We start from the raw sequence: 20,615 nt of genomic DNA, 5'->3' as shown, positions 1-20,615 counted from the left end.
CGCAGAAGGGAGACCTCTGCGGGACAAGTGGAATTAGAAGAAAACAAGCGTGCTTCCGGTCTATTCTACCCCGTGATTTGCTCCAGCATCCCTTCGCTAAACCAGAATGGACTGGAAGCACATTACTTAATATACCATCGGGATATGGAATGCGAAAATAATTTTTCAACTTTCGTATTCCAAAGTGGAATGTTCCTAATTAGAGTCCAATGGATTGCCGCGCTACGCTCGCAATGACGTTTTTTTAGCTTGTTTCCACATTTCTTGCAGGCCTTCGAGGCCAACGTCTTTCATTTCTTTGCCCTGATCGCGGGCCATCTGTTCTACCACGCGGAAGCGGCGTTCGAACTTGGAGTTTGCGCGTTCAAGTGCAAGGGCCGCATTGAAGCCACAGTGGCGCGCCACATTCACAAGACTGAACATGATGTCGCCGAATTCATCTTCCATGCGCTCTACGTTACGATTTTCAGGAGAGGCCGCTTGCATTTCGGCGCGGAATTCGCTAAATTCTTCTACGGCCTTGTCAAAGACAGGTTCAGCCTCGGTCCAGTCAAAGCTTACTTTGGCGGCGCGGCGCTGAAGTTCCTGGGCACGGGCAAGTGTCGGCAAGCTTTTGCTTACTTTGTCCATAGCGGACTTGCCTTGCATTTTTAGATTGTTTTTTTCTTGCGCCTTGATGCGTTCCCATTGGCGGACAACGCCGTTCGAATCATCGACCTTCGCATCCCCAAAGACATGCGGATGGCGCCGGATCATTTTTTCGCAGATTCCCTGCACCACGTCGTCGATAGAAAAATCGCCGTTTTCTTTGGCGACTTGCGAATGGAACACCACCTGGAACAGCACATCGCCTAGTTCTTCGGCCATGTGAGCCTTGTCGTTTGCCTGGGCGGCATCGATGTATTCATGGGATTCTTCGACCAAATAAGGGAGCAACGACTGGTGCGTCTGTTGCTTGTCCCAAGGGCAGCCTTCCGGGGAGCGGAGGGTCGCCATAATTTTCACCAAGTCTTCAAAGGAATATTTCATGACAGACAAAGATAGAAAGTACGAAACACTTGAACCGAAACAATTCCCGCTTTCGCTTAAGGAATCTCCGTTAGCGCCACCGTTACTGTACGTTCGCGGCAAACTGCCCGCAAGCGATTGCATTGGAATTGCCATGGTAGGTACGCGGCGTCCAAGCAGTTCCGCCCGCGAGCTGTGCAGACGGCTCGTCAAATCACTGAAAGGTACGCGGGCCGTCGTCGTTTCCGGGCTTGCGCAAGGTATTGATTATTATTGCCACGAAGCCGCGCTCGATTTCGGGATTCCGACGATTGCCGTGATTGCACAGGGAATCAATGTCCCGATTCCTGGAGACCGTGCAACGCTCGCCCGCCGCATTATCGATGCCGGCGGTTGCATCATGACCGAATACGAAGAAGACTTTCCCTCTTTCAAAGGGAACTTTCCTGCCCGCAACAGGATTATCAGCGGTCTCAGTCGCGCCACGGTTTTAGTACAAAGTAAAACCAAAGGCGGAGCCCTCATCACGGCCGACTACTGCCTGCAAGAAAACAAGCTTTTGCTCGCCGTTCCGGGGGACTTCGATAGCGAAACCTCTGCAGGACCCAATCAATACCTGGACCAAGGGAAGGCCATGCCAGTCTTTATGCCCGAAAGCCTGCGCACTGTTGCCGGGCTCCCCAAAATCAAGACGGATTCGGATGCGCCGGCCGCAGTCAGCCTCTCTCAAATTGAAGCAACCGGTTGCAATCTTTCTCACGACGCCCTAGCCTTATTTATGCAATTCAACGGCTTCAAGAAGACTTTTCAGGAACTGCAGAACGAATGTAACTTTAAGCCCAACAATATTTTAGCTATATTAACAGAGTTAGAACTTTCGGGTCTAGTCCATTCACCGGACAACTTCCAGTTCTACTTTAATGGAGCAACTTGACGTGAAAAAGCGTTTTTTCTGGATTATCCTGTTTACGATTGTCGCAACAATTGCGATAGTCATTTCGCAGTTGATGTTCGGGAAAAACAGCTTGAAGCAGCAGCAAAAAATCACGCAGGACATCGCCAGGTTCGAAGCGCAAATCGATTCCCTGCAGCACGCCATTGATTCTTGCAATATCGAGATTGAACGACTCAAGAACGATTCCCTGTACAAGGAAAACCTGTTACGCTCCCGCTACGGCATGAGCCGCAAAGGCGAGCGCGTATTCCAGATGGTGAAATAATCTCACGCCATCTTGGAGGCGTCGGTGCTCTTCATGGCATCCATCGAAGCCTTGCCCGCAAAGAAGCTGTAAGCCGCCGGCACAATAAAGAGCGTCATGAAAGTCGCAAACGTAAGACCGCCTGCAATAGCGACACCCATCGCGATACGGCTCGGGGTGCCCGTGAGAATCAAGGGCACGGCGCCCAATACCGTGGACATGCTCGTCATGAGGATTGGGCGGAAGCGGCGTTCCGCCGCCATCCGAGCCGCCTCAAGCTTGTTACAGCCGGTATTCGCCGCAATCTGGTTTGCAAATTCCACAATCAAGATACCGTTCTTCGTCACCAGGGCAATCAAAAGAATCAGAGCAATTTCGCTAAAGATGTTGAGCGTCTGACCCGTAATGAACAGGAATGCAAGGGCGCCCGCGAGTGCCAGCGGCACCGTAAAGAAGATGACGAACGGAGCGCGGAAACTTTCGAACTGGCCTGCAAGCACCAAGAACACCAGCGCAAGCGCCAAAAGGAACACAATGTAAAGGCCGCTGGAGCTTTCTTCAAATTCCTTGGAAGAACCGCTCAAAGCCGTACTCACGTTCGGGTAATCCTTCAGCAAGTGCTTTGCAATGCGGCGCATTTCTTCGACACCGTCGCCAATCGTCTTGCCCGGCACAAGGCCCGCCTGAATAGTCGCTGCGCTAAAGCGGTTAAATCGCGGCAGCGACGGCGACGCGGACTGTTCACTGAATGTGATAAAATTATCGAGGCTTACAAGTTCACCCTTACCGTTTTTGACGGTCAGCATCGAGATGTTCTCGGGCATGCTGCGGTACTGGTAACCAACCGCACCGATAATGTCATACTGGCGGCCATCCTTATAGAATTCGCCATAGCTTTGGTCACTAATGGCCAGCTGCACCGCCTGGGCAATGTCATTCACCGACACGCCTTCTTCGTTGGCCTTGTCACGCATAATCTCGATATGCAGTTCAGGCTTAGTGAAACGGAGGTTCGTATTCACCACGCTGAACACAGGGCTCTTGCTCGCTTCTTCTTCGAACTTGGGCACAAGTGTACGCAGGATTTCGATATTCGGGGCCTGCAACACGAACTGCACCGGAAGGCCACCGCGCTGTGTACTGATGCTCTGTGGTTCAAACACCATTACGCGCAAGTCCGGATATTCGTTCCCGAGCAGCTGGATTTCACGGGCGATTACACTCTGCGGGCGACGCGCCTTCTTGTTGTCGTTCAAAGTCAAGCGCATTCTCGAATTGCCCGCATTCCACGCACCCGCTTGAAATTCGGTATATTCGTTGCTATCTAACAGGGCTATCACTTCTTCGGCAAAAGCATCGGCCATGCGCTTCGTGCGCGTGAGCGTCACACCTTCGGGCATATTCAAGTTCACCATGACCGCGTTGGAGTCTTCGGTCGGAGCCATTTCACTACTCATGTTATTGAAGCAGAAATAGGCCGCCGCCAAAAGGCCCGCCACTATCGGGAACAAGAGCAAGCGCATTTTGAGGAAGCCGCCAAGCAGCACCGAATAAATGCGGTTCATTCCATCAAAGAACGGTTCGGTAACACGGAAGAACCACCCCTGTTTCTGCTTTTTCAAGAACCTGGAGCAAAGCATGGGCGAAAGCGTCAAAGCGCACAACGTAGAAAGGAACACCGTACCAATCATCACCGCCACGAATTCACGGAACAAAAGCCCCGTCGTACCACCCAACGCAAGCACCGGCACAAACACGGCCATCAACACCACAGAGGTTGCAATCACGGCAAAAAAGATTTCGTTTGTGCCCGCGACTGCCGCCTGCTTGGGCGTCATGCCACGTTCAATCTTGTGATAGATATTTTCCACAATCACAATGGCATCGTCCACCACAAGGCCAATGGCAAGCACCATGGCAAGCAAGGTCAGCACGTTAATGGAGAATCCGCAAAGGTAAAGCACAAAGAAACTACCGATTACCGACACCGGCACCACCACCATCGGAATCAGCGTCGTACGCCCTTCGCGGAGGAACGCGAAGATAATGGCAATCACCAACAGAAACGCAATAAAGATCGTCTCCACCACTTCTTTAATGGAGGCACGGATATTGATAGAAGTATCGCGACCGTAAAGAACATCGACTCCTTCAGGAATTTCGCGGCGGATGTCTTCGACGCGCTTGTAGAATTCATTGGCGATTTCAACGTGGTTTGAGCCGGGCTGCGCCATCAATGCAAGCGTAATGGAATTCTTGCCGTTGCGCCTAAATCCCGTGCGGGTATCCTTCGGTTCGTAGTGAATGTCCGCTACATCCGAAATGCGAATGACAGTGCCATCTTCAGCAACCTTGATCGCGATATTTTCAAAAGCCTTCGGATCGAGAATACGTCCCAACGTACGGATAGAAAGCGTAGTCTCGCTACCTTCGATAGAGCCGGAAGGCAGTTCCAGGTTACCCTTCTTGAGTGCCGCCGACATCTCGGCACCGGAGACACCGAGCGCCTGCAAGCGCACCGGATCAATCCACAGGCGAACGGTCGGGCGTTTTTCGCCCCAAATGGCAATTTCAGAAACGCCATTGATTGTCTGCAGGCGTTCCTTGACAAAGTTGTTCGCGAGTTCCGAAACTTCCATCGGATCGAGCTTGTCGCTCACGAGGCTCACCATGAGAATCGGATCGTTGTCGCTATCGGACTTGTACACCGTCGGTTCATCCACATCGTCCGGCAGGCGGCGACGCACGCGGCTCACGCGGTCGCGGATTTCGTTGGCGGCTGCTTCCAGGTCCATGCCCGTTTCGAATTCAATGTTGATAAACGAGAAACCATCACGGCTGGTAGAGGTCAGCGCCTTAATGCCAGATGCACTATTGATGGAAGCTTCCAATATTTCGGTAACTTCGGCTTCGACCACGGCTGCGTTTGCGCCCGGGTAAGAGGTACGCACCTGAATGAGCGGATAGTCCACGTTGGGGTATTCACGCACGCCCAAGTTCGAGGCCCCGAAGGCGCCAAGCAAAATAATCACGAGCGCCATCACGGTCATGAGCACCGGGCGACGTACGGAAAGGTTCGCGACACTCATCGGTTACCTACTCCACTTCGTAATCGGTGTTATGACGGATTTCGCGGATACGTACAGAAGCCCCTTCGCGTAGGCTAATCAAGCCAGAGGTAATGACCGTATCGCCTTCATCGAGGCCACCCGTGACATCGACTGCGATCGGCGTGCGGAGGCCCGTTTCGACATGCTTGATTTTGGCCTTGCCTCCAGTCGCCACAAATACGTAGGCGCCATCTTTATCGAGTGTGAAAGCTTCGGCCGGAATCGGAATGCTTTTCGCCATTCCCGCCTGCATCGTAACATTCACCTTAGCATATGAGCCTGCCAAAAGTTCATTACCGGCGTTATCGACTTCGACAAGCACCTGACGAGTGCGGCTGCTTTCAGAAAGTGCGGCTTCCAAAGCCTTTACCTTGCCCGACTTGGAGACGTTGCGTTCCTCATCTTTGACATCTACGGCGTCGCCCACTTTAAGCGCAGAGGCGTAGCGCTGCGGGAGCGAGAACTTGGCCTTCAATTTCTTGACTTCGCTAAGCGAAGCTATCGACGTACCGGTCGTAAGCCAGGCGCCCACGGACACATTCACAAACCCGAGCTTGCCTGCAAACGGAGCGCGAACCTCGGTCTTTGCGATTTGAGCCTTGATAAGTTCTACGGATGCTTCGGCAGACTTAAGCGTTGCTTCGGCGGCTTCCATGTCGGCCTTGGTAGCGCCATCTTTTTCGAAAAGCGTCTTGACGCGGTCAAATTTTTGCTGGGCAAGTTGCTGGTTCGATTCGGCCTGCTTGAGTTGGGCGCGAAGTTCAGAATCGTCAATTTTTGCGAGGAGCGCTCCCTTTTGAACTTGGGCACCGTCTTTAGCGTAAAGATTCGTGAGTCTGCCCGAAGTCGCCGCCGTCAGCTGTACATTGTTCAGCGGTTCGAGCGTCGCCATGGCGGTAAAAGTCTTGCCCGCTTCATGGGCTTCGGCAATATAGCCCTCTACAGCAATTTCGCGAGCGGGTCTACCACCTTTGCCACCAGGGCCTCCCTTACCGGCAGCACCTTTGCCAGGCGCACCTGCACCGGGAGCAGAATCACCACCGCAAGCAATCAACAGCAACGCGACAGATAACAATGCAAAATTTTTCATAAACTTTAGATGATTAAACTGTATAAGGCGTTGCAAATTATTTGTCATTTCCAATTCCGAATTCTGAATTCCGAAATCTGAAATTTCTCTAGAATTTCACGTTCATCAAGATGCCGCTGCCATCCTCGTAGAATTCAGGCACAAATTCCATTCGTTCCGTAAAACTCTTGGAAGAGGTCGCCCGGTAAACCCTGATCGTATTGAGGACTGAAACCACGCGATTCAGAAGAAGGGCGCCAACCGACACCTGGAAGACAATCCGGCTCACACGGTAATGACGCATGCGGCTCTTGAATTCATCGATATGTTCCGTCGTTTCGGGATTGTCGCTAGACCCCCAGTCCCACTGGATGTCTGCAGACAGATCTTCGTCAATTTCTTTGCCGGCACGGATCATCGCCTGATTGTAGTCTTCGTCCATGTCGGGCGAAGAATTCTGGCCATCGACACCGCTGCGGCTACGGTAGTCGCCCACCGTATTGAGCATAGAAACATTCCTGCTGCTGGAATTGAGGCCCGCGTGGCGCACGGCATAGTTATGGGCAGACGAAATATAGCGTTCGCCAATCACGTAAGACCCGATAGCCGTAAACCAGAGGGCAATGTCAGTCCAAACAAACGGGCGCACAAACTGCGGCTCGCCAAGATAGCGTTCCCCCATACCAGGCAACACCGCCGAGGCGCCCATCGCCAAGAGCCAACTCTTGTCGGAGTTCTTGCTCACATTCTCGTCAACGGAAATCACCGTCTGCGAAAAAGCAGACACCGCCGCGAGCAACAGGACCAGGAGCAGTTTCATTTAAAAGCCCCAGCTTGCCTGCACGTTAAAACCAAAGCCGTCTATAAAGGACAAGCCGCTATCGAAATGCAAGTGGTCGTACCAAGAAAGTTCTTCTTCGTACAGAGCCTTATTGTGCGAATTAGCCGTAATGGCAGCGTCGACAGCCGAAATGATATGGTTCAGAATGAGACCGCCAAAGAACCAAGCCTGCATGTCGGCGTAATCGTTGGCCTTGCCACGCATACTGCGGTACTCTTTCTGGTGATCCGATTCAGTCTTTGCCAGCGGCTCTGTAGCGCTGTTCGGGTCTTCAAGAGCAAGCGACGTTGCCACGGCGACATCTTCATCGCCAATGTCGTCCCAACCGAGAATATAGGCGTCGTCAGCAATCAGCTGATAAACTTCGGACGGGGATTCGAACTTGACCTTCTTCATTTCTTCCTTCAGACTCTTCGGATTCTTCACGAAATCGTTCACGTATTCGGCATCGCCAGAATAAAGCTTGTCGCGATCGTAGCAGCGGTGCGTTGTCGCCGTACCGAAGATACCTTCGCAGAACGTTTCGCGCGTTCCCAGGTAGCGACGGCGGAATTCAGATTCGTAGTTCACGGCGTCGGCGTTATACAGGCCGCGCATGCGCTTTTCGTACTGGCCAATGGAATAATGCGTCTGGGCATACTTCTTATACCTGTCGACCTGCTTGTCGTACTTGTTCACGGAGTAATAATACCAGCCGCCCCAAAGACCCGCTTCCAAAGCAAGGTAAATGCCGCCGCGGACGTAAGTGAAATTGGATCCGCCCACATACATCTGACCGGAGCCCGGCACAACCAAGGACATGAACAAAGCCTTGCGCGGGCTCTTGTAACGGCCCTTCATTTCATCGATACCGTTCACCTTGGACACCTTGACAGGGCCCAGCAGTTCGCGACGGTTCATGCTGCTAGAGGACGGCACTTCGGCAGAAGAAGAGGAACCCGCCATCGCGAGAGAATCGCGGATGCGGTTTTCTTCGTTATGCCTTCTCATTTCGGCAGCGTAGGCTTCTTCTGGAGTCATTTCCCTGACAGAATCGCCTGCGAGAGTATCAGCGAGAGCGGAATCCGCTTCGGCCGGAGCTTCGGCGACAGCCGCGGCAGAATCCACCGGAGCGGGAACTTCACTACTGGAAGAAACAGCGACAGAGCTAGAAGATGGAGCTACGCTAGAACTAGATGCAACCACGCTACTAGAGGACTGCTTGACACTGCTGGAAGAGGCAACCGAGCTAGACGAGGCCTTGACGCTGCTGCTCGATGCAGGAGCCTTTACTGCAGGAGATTTCTCTGCAGGAGCGGGCGCAGCCGCAACACTACTGGAACTCGGAGCAGCTTGGACAGCCGCACTGGACTGGGCAGCCTCGGCTTCGGCCTCGAACTCCGCAAAAAGGTCACGGGGCTGGGCAAAAGACTGGGCAACAAAAACACTAGCCACACAGGCGATCAATGAATAGGCAAACTTGCGCATATAACGCTAAAATAGCAAAAAACGGGTATTTAGACGCATAAAAAGCCACTAGTTATTGGCTATTCGTATTTGTTTTTTAACTAAAAAGAGAAATTATCCGACAAAGCCGGTAAACGAGCTTAAATCGGCGTTTTTATATAAACACAAAGAACCACCTAGCGAGGGATTACCCCGTTAGGCGGCGAATCTTGGCAAACCTTAGAAAATCTAGATTAGATGCCGAGTTCAGCAGCAACAGCCTGGATACCAAGCTTGTTGATCGTGCGAAGCCCTGCAGCGCTAACGCGGAGGGTCACCCAGCGGTCTTCTTCAGGAATGTAGAAACGCTTCTTCTGAAGGTTCGGCAGCTGCTTCATCAACTTCTTGCGGTTAGAGTGGGAAACCATGTTGCCCACGAGGCCGGCCTTGCCGGTAACTTCACAAATGCGGCTCATAATAAACTCCGTTGTTTTATAACGGACGCAATTTTAGAAAAAAAGCGTCCGTTCGTCAAGGTTAAATTATCAATCTTGCAATGCCTTTGGCAGGTTAAATTTGGTTGATTCGACCAATTTTACGAAATTTTCGATTTCTACGGGGGCAAATTTCTCTTTTATCCAGTCCACCACCCCCTGGACGAGCACCTCAGGAGCACTTGCACCGCTCGAAATACCCACCGATTCGATATTTTCGAACCATTCCGGCTTCAAATCGTCTACCGAGGCAATCAAATAGCTGGGAATGCCTTGTTCAAGCCCAAGTTCCATCAGACGGCTGGAATTGGAAGAATTCTTGGCACCCACCACCAAAAGCATATCCACCTTGGAGCAGAGATCGAGGACCGCCGCCTGACGATTGCCCGTCGCATAACAAAGGTCTCCCGCATCGGGACCGATAATGTTGGGGAATCGTTCCTTGAGCGCTTCGATAATTTTGCGGGTTTCAGCCACCGAAAGTGTGGTCTGCGTAATGTAGGCCAGTTCCTTGTCAGCGGGGACTTCCACCATCCGTGCGTCGGTTTCGTTCTTGATCAGCGTGATGGCTCCCGGCGGAAGCTGGCCCAGAGTGCCCTCCACTTCGGCATGGCCTGCATGCCCAATCAGAATGATATGGCGGCCGGCAGCATAATGACGCTTGGCACTGAAATGAACCTTGAGCACCAGCGGACAACTAGCATCCAGCACCTGCAGTCCGCGTTTTTCGGCGTCGGCATAAATTTCTTCGGCGACCCCGTGGGCAGAGAAAATCACTACCGAGCCCGACGGGACTTCGTCCAGTTCATCGACAAAGACAACGCCCTTGGACTTGAGAGTATCAACCACGAACTTATTATGCACGATTTCATGGCGCACGTAAATAGGGGTTCCGAATTTTTCAATAGCGCGTTCCACCACATGAATGGCTCGATCCACGCCCGCACAAAAACCGCGGGGAGTCGCAAGAATCACCTTTTTCATAAAATCCCTTTTATAAAATTCAACAACAACTTATAAGAATTCAAAACCTTCATTCGCTCGGCCATCAAAAACGTCCGCACTGCATCGGGCGAAGGGTGACGGCGACGCAAGAAATCCGCCGGAGTAAAAATCCGGGCGACCACATGTGCGTCGACCAGTTTAGCTACCACATCGTCATGCCCCATGGCGTAAGGACCGACACACGTGGATACGCCCATCTGCAAAGGTTCCCAGAAATCATGGATTCCTAAACGACGGTCAAACGAGCCGCCCACGACTGCACTCCTAGATTTCAGAAGAATCTCGCGGGAAAGCCCAAAGCGGGTCACCAAGGAGACAGAGCCCTTCTCGACAGAAGGGTAATCTACCACAGGCAGTTCAGACTCTTTCAAAAGTCTTCGGAATAAATTCAGTTCCGAAAGTTTGCGCGGCATGAGCACTACCGATTCGCCCTTGTCCACGGAATCCTTCGCCATGGACACAAGCGCTTCGGCTTCTTCTTGATGGAACGACAGGAACACCACGTCGACAGTCGGCTTTTCAGGTTCACAGACCAGGCCTCCATCACGGGCCCAGTTTAAAAGTTTCCAGTCGCCACCCATGGTGCACGGAACAAAGCCCTTGCTCGCATACGTGAAACGGCCAAGGTCCGCAGCCGTCTGCATGCAGGCATAACCCATCCCCGAAAAATTGATGAACGGGAACGACTTGCGGTAACGTCCTGAAACAAGCGCAATGTTTCGGCGGGTCGAAAGTTTGGACATGGTCGAAAGGTAACCCGGCCAAAGTTCGTTTTCGGCTAAGACTAGCCCCAGGGGCTGCACCGCACTTGCAAACAAGTGCAATGCCGACGGTACATCGGCCGGAGCAATAGCCACCTCGGCGACGCCTGCGCAGGAATCCTTCAGGAACGAGACCACTTCGACTTTCTGCGAAGTAATCAGAATCTTCGGACAATTCGGCAAGTCCTCTCGGAGTGCATGCGCAAGTCCAAGAAGCATGCGGCATTCGCCGAGACTTGCCCCATGAAGCCAAAGATACGGACCGTCGCTTGGCCACGGGCCAGACAAACGTTCTTCAATATGATATTCGCGATCGAGGCGAGGCAACTTGCTAGCGGCACGCGCCACCGTCTTAATGGCAGTCCCTACAGCAAGGCGTCCTAAGTTCTTTACGTTTAAGTCCATAGCATGAACGCAATCTTACGGACAACAATCAGCAAAAGGATCATGATCATCCAGAGCCATGTAAAATGGTCTGCAAGGAACGCCTCTTTTGCAGAACGCATCGGTCCAGAGCGGTGGAATTCGCGCGGGAAAAAGGCAGGGGTCTGCTGCGCCCAGATTTTCCACTCGTCACCGAACTTTTTCTCCAGGAAGCGGTCATCGAGTTTACCCAAATAGACTTCAAACGCGACAAGAACCACGATGAACGGAATGACGCGCAGGCTTAGACCCAAGTGCAAGATAATCAGCGAAATCCCAAACGCCGCGTTAGACACGTACAACGGATGCCGCAACCTAGCGTAGGCGCCCCAAGTCACCAACTCGTCGGCATCCTGGATGTCTCCACGCGTATGGTCGCCAATGACGCGGCGAGCCTTGACGCGCAAGAAAAACGCCAAGATGAACACATTGACAAAGACAAGGAACATGACAATTTCGAGGTCAGCCGGTTCAAATACCAGCATGATTAACGAAAGGACACCCAAGACCCACCCGCGGTAACGGAAAAGGAACTCGCGCTTAGGTTCTTCTTCGGGAAGCTGAGCCGTTTCAACAGACGAATCGTCGCTCTGTTTGACCGTATTTTCAACCGGATTTATCTGCTCATTCTGACTTTCAACAGGTTCGTCCATATCACCTCCGCTAAAGCTTTGCAACATTAAATATACATTCAACTTCGGGAGCAAGCACATCATGACTCACAATAATTGTCCATTTATCCAAAGCGTGAGCTGCATCAAGGTAGGATTTCAGCAGCTTTTCGCGGTCGGCCAGCGCCACGGACGCAAAAGGTTCATCCAGAAGGATCGTGCGGGAGTCCGAGGCGAGCGCCCAAAGGAGCGCCACGCGGGCACGTTCGCCGCCTGAAAGGCCTGATTTTTGAAGGAGGGGGGCGGCACCCGAAGACTGCATAAAGGACTTGAGGATCGAAGACAATTCGGAATCGTAGCGTTTTTCGAGAAGGCGGGAAAGCATCCACCTAGGCGGAAGTTCCAGGTCTTGTGCGACAAAGAACACATCGCGGGGGGTATTCGCATCGGCAGAATTCCAGCGTTCAAGCCCCGAAAGCAGACGCAATAGCGTGGACTTGCCCACCCCATTTTTACCGCGGACAAGAACCGGTTTTTCGCGGGACCACTGGAGCGCAAGGTCCGTGAATACAGGAGTTTCGGAGCCTTCATAAGTGAATTGTCCCTTGTGAATGGACACCGCACCGGACGCAGCAATATCTTTGCCAGCGGATTTTCCGGCCAATTCAAGCTTTTCAAATTCTTCGAGGACATTGATTGCCGAAACTGCCGAGCGGAACTGCGGCATGACGCGGGCGCATTCCTTGACAGGCTTGTAGCAGAGGAGCACCGCCGAGGTAAACAGCACCAGGCCAGACGCGTCCATGTAGCCGCGGGCCATCAAAAGCGCACAGAACGCAAGCACCAAGACCATTGCAAGCACCGAAACCGTCTCGGTCAAAAGCGAAAGGCCGGATTTTTTGATAGCGGCGGAGAAACCTGCATCACGGAGGCCACGGACTTCTTTCAGCAAGCCATCCGAGATATCCTTGCGCTCGTCGCGGCCGCTCCACTGCCTAAAAAGCCTACGGGCAAGCGACAGGTTTCCGCGGAAATCGGAACGGGACCGCAACAAGGATTCTTCGGCGGGCCCTAGCTTGTGGAGTTTTCGCTGGAGGACCGCCACCAGCGGCACAATCACCACGAAAAGGAATGCGGTAAGCGGCCAGGAAATGTAAAAGAGCACCGGTAAAAAGACAATCAGTTGAAGAATCGCCTGAACCGCCTGAAAAAAAACGCCGCCGTTATTCTGGAGCACGACGGTCGCCTCGTAAGTGGATTCGACCATGCGTTCGCCCTTGGGGGTATGGAAATTCTTAGGAGCGAGATCACGGAGCCTGTGCAAGAACCACGCCTGCACCCGTGCCGAAACTTTATAGAGCCAACCTTCGGAAACTTTTGACTTGCCGTACAGGAACAACAGGCGAAGCATGGCGAGAACCACCATTCCCCCGACCCAGGCTGCAAGCGGAATATCGGCCTTGCCCCCAACGATGTCAATAAAGGAGCGAACACCCCAAAGCACCGCCGCATCGGCAGCACTTGCCAAAAGCGCCATCGGCAAAAAGCGGATTACACCGCCTTTCAGGGATTTTTTCAGCCATTTTCGCAAATTCACGCAGAAAAATTAACTTTTTTCCAGTTGCCCCCTTGACTAAAATTAAATAGTTACCTATATTTGGCCCTACTAAACGCCCCTATCGTCTAGTGGCCCAGGACTCGGGATTTTCATTCCCGCAACAGCGGTTCGAAACCGCTTGGGGGTAGTCACAAAAAGAACCAGCTGAAAAGTTGGTTCTTTTTTTATGCCCTCAAAAAAAACGCGCCAACCACCCTTGACTAACAAAAAATCTTTCCTATATTTGGTCGCACAAATCGCCCCTATCGTCTAGTGGCCCAGGACTCGGGATTTTCATTCCCGCAACAGCGGTTCGAAACCGCTTGGGGGTATAAAGAAAGGATGTGTCAAAGACACATCCTTTCTTTTTCAACCTTTTTAAAGGTATAAGAAAAGGTTCATCTTTTGATGGACCTTTTCTTTTTACCCGCGAGCAAACCGCCTCACAGGGTATAAAAAAGGCACAACATTCAGTTGTGTCTTTTTTTTGTAATTGGGCGGACAGTCCCTTTAAAAAAAGTTACATTAAAAGAAGAATTTGTCTTGAAGGAGGAGAAAACAAGATGTTCTTGAAGAAATTTGCCTTTATCCTGACACTCGCCCTGTGCGCGTTCTCGTTCGCAGATGAATATCTAGAGTATCCGCCAAAGGTGGACGGCTGCTACCAGATATCCACGGCCCAGGAGATGAACGGCTTTATTCGAATCGTGAACGGGTTTAGTGTCGAGGAGTATTCTCCCGACGGCGAGTTTTGGGACGAAAACGGCGATAGGTTTGACTACGTCCATATAAAAGACTCTACAGCCTGCGGTGTACTCACAGCTGATATCAGTCTTATTGCCGACGAATTTGGATGGGACCCGATGGAGACCTTTTCAGGAACCTTTGACGGAAACGGTCACACGATTTCCAACCTCGGAATTATCGGCGACGACTTCTTTTTTAAGTTAATCGAGGGGACAAAAGAAAAACCGGCGGTTGTCAAAAACGTGGGCTGGGTAAACTCAACCATTGATTCGAGATGGGGAAATATCGGGCTAATTCGTAAGAGCGACGGATACGTCATATTGGACCATGTGTACAATAGCGTTGATTATACCGCTTCCCAAGGCCTGGTTTCGTGCTTTGTCCTTACGCAATATGGCCACTTGACGATTTCCAATTCCTATAACGCGGGAAAGATTTCGTACGATTTTTACGACAAGGAGCAGACTGGCATTTTTGTCGCCGATGCTAGGGGCGTTGTCTCTTTAAAGAATGTTTATAATGTTGCTGGAAGTGCAGCCCTTGTGGGGTATGCACACGATACGTTGCAGATAGTCAATGGGTATACTATTGGGGATGGGATAATTAAACCTCTATATACCCGTAATGAAGAATATGGTTCGTATGCAGTGATTAGATGGGACAATTTCTTCTATCCGGATACAATTAGTTCCTATTATGCGGGAGACCCTTTAGAGGAATTTGCCGACGGCACGATTGCCACAAGGTTGCATTATGCGAATGACGATGGAGAGATATGGGGCCAAAATGTGGGTGTGGATCCGCTCCCGATTTTTAGCGGCAAGGTTGTTGGCTACACGGGTTCTTCGGTTAATATCTCGAAGCTGACGGTAGTCTCTTTTGATGGCGACACCACCTCATATCCCGAGTATTATATCGAAGGCGAAACAAGGCCCTTTAAGTATGTTCCGGCACAAAGGGACGGGTATGTCTTTAGTGGCTGGTTCTACAATACAGATGGTGCCGGGCATCCCGTTGATTCTATATCGTATCGCCTTACCGGTGATTTGACGATTTACGGGAAATGGTGGAAAATTCCCGAGCCTAAGGGAGACTGCTATGAGATTGCTACCATGGACGACCTGTTCGGTTTTGCGGCCATTGTGAACGGTGCTCCCGGAGCGAAAAAGGATTCCCTGGCTTGCGGAAAACTCGTGGCCGACGTCAAGTACGAAAAGAATGATGAGAATGGGAGACTGTGGTGGATTCCCATCCAGGATTTTGCGGGAAGCTTTGACGGCAACGGCTTTACCATTGGCGGCCTTTCGTGGTGGCCAGGATATGATGGGCTTAATCGTGTAGAATCGGCATATGTGGGCCTGTTCGGATCGGTTTCCGGGGGCAGCGATGAAAATCCGGTCGTCATCAAGAACCTTAGATTGCAGGACTGCGCATTTACTGCAAAATGGTACGCAGGTACTGTCATTGGTGGCGTGAAGGATAGTTCCAGGGTTACTCTGGACAGCATTCTGGTGGATGCCATTGCTTGGGGAAATTATAGAATAGGCGGAATTGTTGGCTCTGTTCATTATGGGGCGAAAGTTGTTTTGAAAAATTCCGGCAGGACTGGCGAGATGGGAGGGGACTACGATGTCGGCGGGTTTATTGGCGATATCTGGGATGGCGCGCAGGTGACCATTACCAATAGTTTTGTTGACGGAGACGTGTCTGCGAATGAAAATGGGGTAGGTTCCATGATTGGCATAGTCAATGAAGCTGATGTCCTGATAAGCCAGTCGTATGCTAAAGGTCAGGTTCATGGCTATAGCTATATGGGCGGATTTGTCGGCGGCAACTACGGACATGTCCGTATAGAGAATTCATTCCATGTCGGGGATATCGTCACCGGGAATTCTTGTCCGATTGGGGCCGGTGCCTTTGAAGGCGTCGTGATTGGCGGGTTCGTCGGAGTCGCCGGCGCTCCGTTGTCTATTGTCAATTCTTACCTATTGGGGACTATCCAAAACCACTGCCATCCCATTAGGATTGGAGCTCTGGCGGGAACAATCCGTCCCGATAATGTGCATGCTGATAACGTATTTTACCCTTCTACTTTGATTCCGGATAGTACGGTGAATGGCGTTGACGAAGAAAAATTTGCCAATGGCTTTGTCGCCAATGCTTTGCATCACTATGACAACGGTGAAATCAATGGTTTGATTTGGGGACAAGAGGTGGGCGTTGATCCATATCCCGTGTTTACCTCCGAGATTAAGGGCTATGAAGGCGAACACAAGTATTCGAAGCTTGTCCTGTACACCTATGAAAGTGATCCTGTCAAATATGCGAGCTCCTATGAGGAAGGCGTAGAAACGCAGTTGCCCATTCCGTTTCACGAAGGCTACAATTTCCACGGGTGGTTCGACAACGCTGATTTTTCGGGCGATTCTATCAGCAAGATTAGCGCGACAGCTACGGGCGAACTGCACTATTACGCAAGTTTAGAAATGAGACGGTTCTACTTGGGCGCAGAAATCAACGACGTAGACGGTTGCAGTGGCACCGTAGAAGGCGTGGGGTATTATGACTACGGCTCAAGCGTCACATTGAAGGCTGTACCCGACCCCGGCTGTAAATTGAACGATAGTTATGTAACATTCCAGAACGGCGTGGAAGTTTTTGACAAGGTAACACAGTCTGATACCGTCAGCGCATACTTTACCTGTGAGAAGTACAAGATTATATACCATGAGGATGACCAATTCTTTCCGTACTGGTACGAGAGTCGTTATAGCCATGGAAGCGCCATGGCACTTGTGGTCCTAGATGATCGGACCTGCTATACCTTTGCAGGCTGGTATGACAATGAAGGCCTTGAAGGCGAACCTATTGATTCTATTTCGAAGGGTTCGATTGGCGACAAGGAATTCTGGCCCAAGTGGGTTCTCCGCGACGACAAATCCTGTCCAGAATCCTCTAGTTCCAGCGTGGTCAGCTCGAGTTCCGAACAGCAGTCCTCTTCTTCTGTTTCGAGTTCGTCCAGCTCTGTGCTGTCGAGTTCTAGCGATACGCCAAAATCTAGTTCCAGTTCGGCAAAGTCCAGCTCTAGCGACGCTCCGAAATCTAGTTCTAGCACGGTAGAATCTAGTAGCAGTGCAAAATCTAGCTCCAGCTCGGCAGGGTCCAGCAGCAGCGCGAAGTCTAGCTCGAGTAATGCGCCGAAGTCCAGTTCCAGCAAGACGAATCATATCGCCCTCGTCTGGGATGCGAATATGGTCGTCACTACTGCCGGCCGTAATATCCATATTGACGGTGCGCGAGTCGGCATGCCGCTGGCATTGTTCGATATGCAAGGCCGCGTCATCTATACCGGTCGCACGAGTGCGTCCAGCATGGATTTGCAGGTACCGAGCTCCGGTTCTTACTTAGTGAAAATCGGCTACAGCATGAAGCATGTTCGGGTTAAATAAATCGCGCGAAACGAACCCTCTGCGAGGGTTCTCATCCTATTTTCAGTGAAACAAAAAGCGGGGCCTTACGGCTCCGCTTTTTGTTTCAAGGAGAGAGAGGGATTCGAACCCTCGGTCCTGTGACAGACTCCGGATTTCGAGACCGGCCCATTCGACCACTCTGGCATCTCTCCGAGGTTCGCACAATGTAGTAAAATATTTTTCGGTTGTCTACGCCCATTTCTAAAGAAAAACTTGCAACCCTTTGAAATCGGGCCCTTTATTTCTACATTTGGCCGCAAATCCAACAAAATGGATCCAAAAAACTTCAGGTTTATAAGCGCGAGTGCGCTTCGGGGCTTTTCAAGGTTCAGCCGGACAACCGGCATAAGAACCATTCGATAGTGCGGCATGGGCCGCAGATGAAGTTTACGGGTCCTGAAGGCGTATTATGACGAAGAATACTGAAGAACGTATTCCTGAAGAAGCTATTGACCCCAAATCCAAGATTGCCCGCGAAGCAGACGCGTTTTTGAACGCCATCGCAGGCGGAGCCGACGAAGACGAGGCAGACGAAGCCGCATTCCTCGAAGTGAACCCGAATGGCGTGGTTGTGGACGAAGAGGGCGACGTGCTCAAGAAAGGCTGCAAGTCGGCCATTGAAGTCGGCACAAAGGTCGAATTCGAAGAAGGTGAAGCAGAACAGCCCGAAGATGACTGCGACGAAGACTACGCAGAATCCAAGAAAGACTGCGCCGAACCGGTCGAAGAAGAACAACACGCTGTGGAAGACGCCGCTGACAGAGCTCCGGCCAACGAAACTGTTGCTGAAGAATCCGACATCAATTCTGACGATGAACTAGCCGAAGACACGGAACCCGCTGACGAAGCGCTGGTCACATTCGAAGACCTCGGACTTGCAGACGAAGTTCTTGAAGCCATCAAGGCATTGAACTACGAGACACCCTCTCCCATTCAGGCGAAGGCGATTCCCGCCCTGTTGCAGGGAGCAAACTTGCTCGGCACGGCCCAGACCGGTACCGGCAAGACCGCCGCATTCTCGCTTCCGCTGCTTTCGAGGCTCGACTTTAACGGTCACGAAACCTCGATGCTCGTGCTCACGCCGACCCGCGAACTTGCGATCCAGGTAGCCGAAGCCATCCAGCAGTATGCCGCCAAAATGCCGAAGGTGCATGTGGTTCCGGTTTACGGCGGACAGGACATCGCCGTACAGCTCCGCGCCCTCAAGCGCCAGGCAAACATCGTGGTCGCCACTCCGGGCCGTTTGATTGACCATATTAAGCGCGGCTCCATCGTGCTTTCGGGCGTAAAGGCCATCGTTCTCGACGAAGCCGACGAAATGCTCGACATGGGATTCATGGAAGATGTGGAAACCATCCTCAAGGAAATCCCGGCAAGCGCCCAGCGCGCCCTCTTTAGCGCTACCATGCCTAAAGAAGTCAAGAAGATTATTGAACAACATTTGGGCGAATACGAAGAAGCCTGCATCGAAGGCAAGACGACGACCGTCGAAAATATCCGCCAGCGCTACTTACTTGTAAAGAACGAACATAAGATCGAGGCGCTCGCCCGCGTACTCGAAGGCGAAGATTTTGACGGCGTTTTGATTTTCGTGCGCACCAAGCAGAATACGACCGAAGTCGCCGAAAAGCTCGAAAGCCGCGGATTCAACGTGGCCCCCTTGAACGGCGACCTCGCCCAGTCCATGCGCGAACGCACCATCAACCGGCTCAAGATGGGCAAGCTCGACATCGTCGTCGCCACCGACGTGGCCGCCCGCGGAATCGACGTGGACCGCATCACGCACGTGGTGAACTACGACATTCCCTTTGACACCGAATCTTATGTGCACCGCATCGGCCGTACAGGCCGCGCAGGCCGCAGCGGAAACGCCATCCTCTTTATCACTCCGCGTGAAAAGAAGATGCTCAAGATTATTGAAAAGGCAACCCGCCAGCCGATCGAAACGATGGAATTGCCCACCGCCGAAATTATCAGCGCAAAGCGCGTGGCCGCCTTCAAGGACAAAATCAAGAGTGTGATTACCACCGGCGAACTCGACAAGTTCAAGGATCTTGTGGAAAGCATGGTGAGCGAAAGCGCTACAGAAGGTGCAGAACCGCTAACCGCCGCAGACATCGCCGCCGCCGTCATCAAGATTTGGCAGAAAAAGCAGCCGCTGTTCCCGGAACTCAAGCCGCTTGACGTTCCGCGCGAAAGAGGCGAACGCCGCGACCGCAGCAACGACAACTTTGGACTCGACCGCGAAGAAAAGAGTAGGCTCCGCAAGGAACGCAACGAAGGCGCGAACGGCGTCGAAGAAGGCTACCTGCGCTACTACCTAGGTGTAGGCCGCCGCGACCACGTGACGCCGCGAGACATCGTAGGCGCTATCGCCGGCGAAGGCAACATCAGCAGTTCCAACATCGGGCGCATCAAGCTGTTCGACAAGTTCAGCACCGTGGAACTCCCCGAAACCATGCCGCAGGAAGTCCTCGACATTTTGGCCGACATGACGATTCGCGGCAATGAATCCAGATTCCGCCTAATGACCGACGAACCGCCTACCGGCCCCGCTCCGGGAACCCGCCCGCGCGCGAGCCGCGAAGACCGCCGCAGTTTCCACCGCGGCGAAGGCCGCAAGGACTTTGGCGACCGCCACGGCAAAAAGTTCGGTGACGACAAGCCTTTCGAAAACCGTAAGGCCCGCCGCGAAAAGATGTTTGCGGACCGTAAGCCGGGCAAGTTCGAAGATCGCTCGTTCCGCAAGGACCACGACGAGCGAAGCTTTGGCGACAAGCCATTCCGCAAAACTCGCCGCTTCGGAAGAGTTTAAGTAAACGCAAGAGGTTCGCTCCGCCGAGCCTCTTTTTTAC

The 20,615-nt window shown here is 52.1% G+C and carries 14 protein-coding genes and 3 tRNA genes; 6 read left to right on the top strand and 11 right to left on the bottom strand.

Annotation, left to right across the window (positions count from 1 at the left end):
* Nucleotides 1-222: 222 nt before the first annotated feature.
* Nucleotides 223-1,029, bottom strand: coding sequence for a nucleoside triphosphate pyrophosphohydrolase (gene mazG / locus B7988_RS02490; RefSeq protein WP_088656709.1), 807 nt, complete (start codon nucleotides 1,027-1,029; stop codon nucleotides 223-225).
* Here mazG and dprA point away from each other — a divergent pair.
* On the top strand, nucleotides 1,028-1,942 hold the full coding sequence (dprA, locus tag B7988_RS02485; RefSeq protein WP_088656708.1) for a DNA-processing protein DprA: 915 nt from the start codon (nucleotides 1,028-1,030) through the stop codon (nucleotides 1,940-1,942). The genes mazG and dprA overlap by 2 nt on opposite strands.
* A 1-nt stretch (nucleotide 1,943) precedes the next feature.
* Nucleotides 1,944-2,228, top strand: coding sequence for a septum formation initiator family protein (locus tag B7988_RS02480; RefSeq protein WP_170930518.1), 285 nt, complete (start codon nucleotides 1,944-1,946; stop codon nucleotides 2,226-2,228).
* A 2-nt stretch (nucleotides 2,229-2,230) separates the two neighbouring features.
* On the opposite strand, the gene B7988_RS02475 is transcribed toward B7988_RS02480, so the two are convergent.
* From B7988_RS02475 to B7988_RS02435, 9 genes are all read right to left on the bottom strand, one after another.
* The gene (locus B7988_RS02475; RefSeq protein WP_088656706.1) at nucleotides 2,231-5,296 is read right to left on the bottom strand and encodes an efflux RND transporter permease subunit; all 3,066 of its coding nucleotides are present in this window, start codon (nucleotides 5,294-5,296) and stop codon (nucleotides 2,231-2,233) included.
* 7 nt (nucleotides 5,297-5,303) lie between these two features.
* A complete protein-coding gene (locus B7988_RS02470) occupies nucleotides 5,304-6,407 on the bottom strand; it encodes an efflux RND transporter periplasmic adaptor subunit (protein WP_088656705.1) in 1,104 nt (367 codons plus the stop codon).
* An 88-nt stretch (nucleotides 6,408-6,495) separates the two neighbouring features.
* A complete protein-coding gene (locus B7988_RS02465) occupies nucleotides 6,496-7,206 on the bottom strand; it encodes a hypothetical protein (RefSeq protein WP_088656704.1) in 711 nt (236 codons plus the stop codon).
* Nucleotides 7,207-8,694, bottom strand: coding sequence for a hypothetical protein (locus tag B7988_RS02460; RefSeq protein WP_073320944.1), 1,488 nt, complete (start codon nucleotides 8,692-8,694; stop codon nucleotides 7,207-7,209). It abuts the gene before it with no gap.
* Between the two features lie 212 nt (nucleotides 8,695-8,906).
* Nucleotides 8,907-9,128 (bottom strand): 50S ribosomal protein L28, encoded by a 222-nt coding sequence (rpmB, locus tag B7988_RS02455; RefSeq protein ID WP_073056007.1) that lies wholly within the window; start codon nucleotides 9,126-9,128, stop codon nucleotides 8,907-8,909.
* Between the two features lie 69 nt (nucleotides 9,129-9,197).
* Nucleotides 9,198-10,130: a 4-hydroxy-3-methylbut-2-enyl diphosphate reductase gene (ispH, locus tag B7988_RS02450; RefSeq protein WP_088656703.1), complete on the bottom strand. Its 933-nt coding sequence runs from the start codon at nucleotides 10,128-10,130 to the stop codon at nucleotides 9,198-9,200.
* Entirely contained in the window at nucleotides 10,127-11,317 is a 1,191-nt protein-coding gene (locus tag B7988_RS02445; RefSeq protein ID WP_088656702.1) for a glycosyltransferase N-terminal domain-containing protein, read from the bottom strand. Before B7988_RS02445 ends, ispH begins: the two co-directional genes overlap by 4 nt.
* Complete coding sequence (locus B7988_RS02440; RefSeq protein WP_088656701.1) at nucleotides 11,308-11,988, bottom strand: isoprenylcysteine carboxylmethyltransferase family protein; 681 nt, start codon at nucleotides 11,986-11,988, stop codon at nucleotides 11,308-11,310. The genes B7988_RS02445 and B7988_RS02440 overlap by 10 nt, the downstream gene beginning before the upstream one ends.
* Nucleotides 11,989-11,998: 10 nt before the next feature.
* Complete coding sequence (locus B7988_RS02435; protein ID WP_249268807.1) at nucleotides 11,999-13,543, bottom strand: ABC transporter ATP-binding protein; 1,545 nt, start codon at nucleotides 13,541-13,543, stop codon at nucleotides 11,999-12,001.
* 75 nt (nucleotides 13,544-13,618) lie between these two features.
* Here B7988_RS02435 and B7988_RS02430 point away from each other — a divergent pair.
* The 3 genes from B7988_RS02430 to B7988_RS02420 all read left to right on the top strand — a co-directional run bounded on the left by B7988_RS02430 (nucleotide 13,619) and on the right by B7988_RS02420 (nucleotide 17,739).
* Nucleotides 13,619-13,691 (top strand) — tRNA-Glu (locus B7988_RS02430).
* Nucleotides 13,692-13,802: 111 nt separating this feature from the next.
* A tRNA-Glu gene (locus B7988_RS02425) sits at nucleotides 13,803-13,875 on the top strand.
* Nucleotides 13,876-14,106: 231 nt separating this feature from the next.
* Nucleotides 14,107-17,739 (top strand): InlB B-repeat-containing protein, encoded by a 3,633-nt coding sequence (locus tag B7988_RS02420; RefSeq protein WP_088656700.1) that lies wholly within the window; start codon nucleotides 14,107-14,109, stop codon nucleotides 17,737-17,739.
* Nucleotides 17,740-17,827: 88 nt separating this feature from the next.
* Here B7988_RS02420 and B7988_RS02415 read toward each other — a convergent pair.
* Nucleotides 17,828-17,912 (bottom strand) — tRNA-Ser (locus B7988_RS02415).
* Nucleotides 17,913-18,169: 257 nt separating this feature from the next.
* Between B7988_RS02415 and B7988_RS02410 the strand changes: the two genes are divergently transcribed.
* Nucleotides 18,170-20,575 carry a DEAD/DEAH box helicase gene (locus tag B7988_RS02410; protein ID WP_088656699.1) on the top strand — a complete coding sequence of 802 codons (2,406 nt, stop codon included), beginning with the start codon at nucleotides 18,170-18,172 and terminating at the stop codon, nucleotides 20,573-20,575.
* Nucleotides 20,576-20,615: the final 40 nt, after the last annotated feature.

Origin of the sequence: Fibrobacter sp. UWB1 (assembly GCF_002210325.1) — a bacterium.
Classification (GTDB): domain Bacteria; phylum Fibrobacterota; class Fibrobacteria; order Fibrobacterales; family Fibrobacteraceae; genus Fibrobacter.
This window is presented reverse-complemented; position numbering and strand designations above follow the sequence as displayed.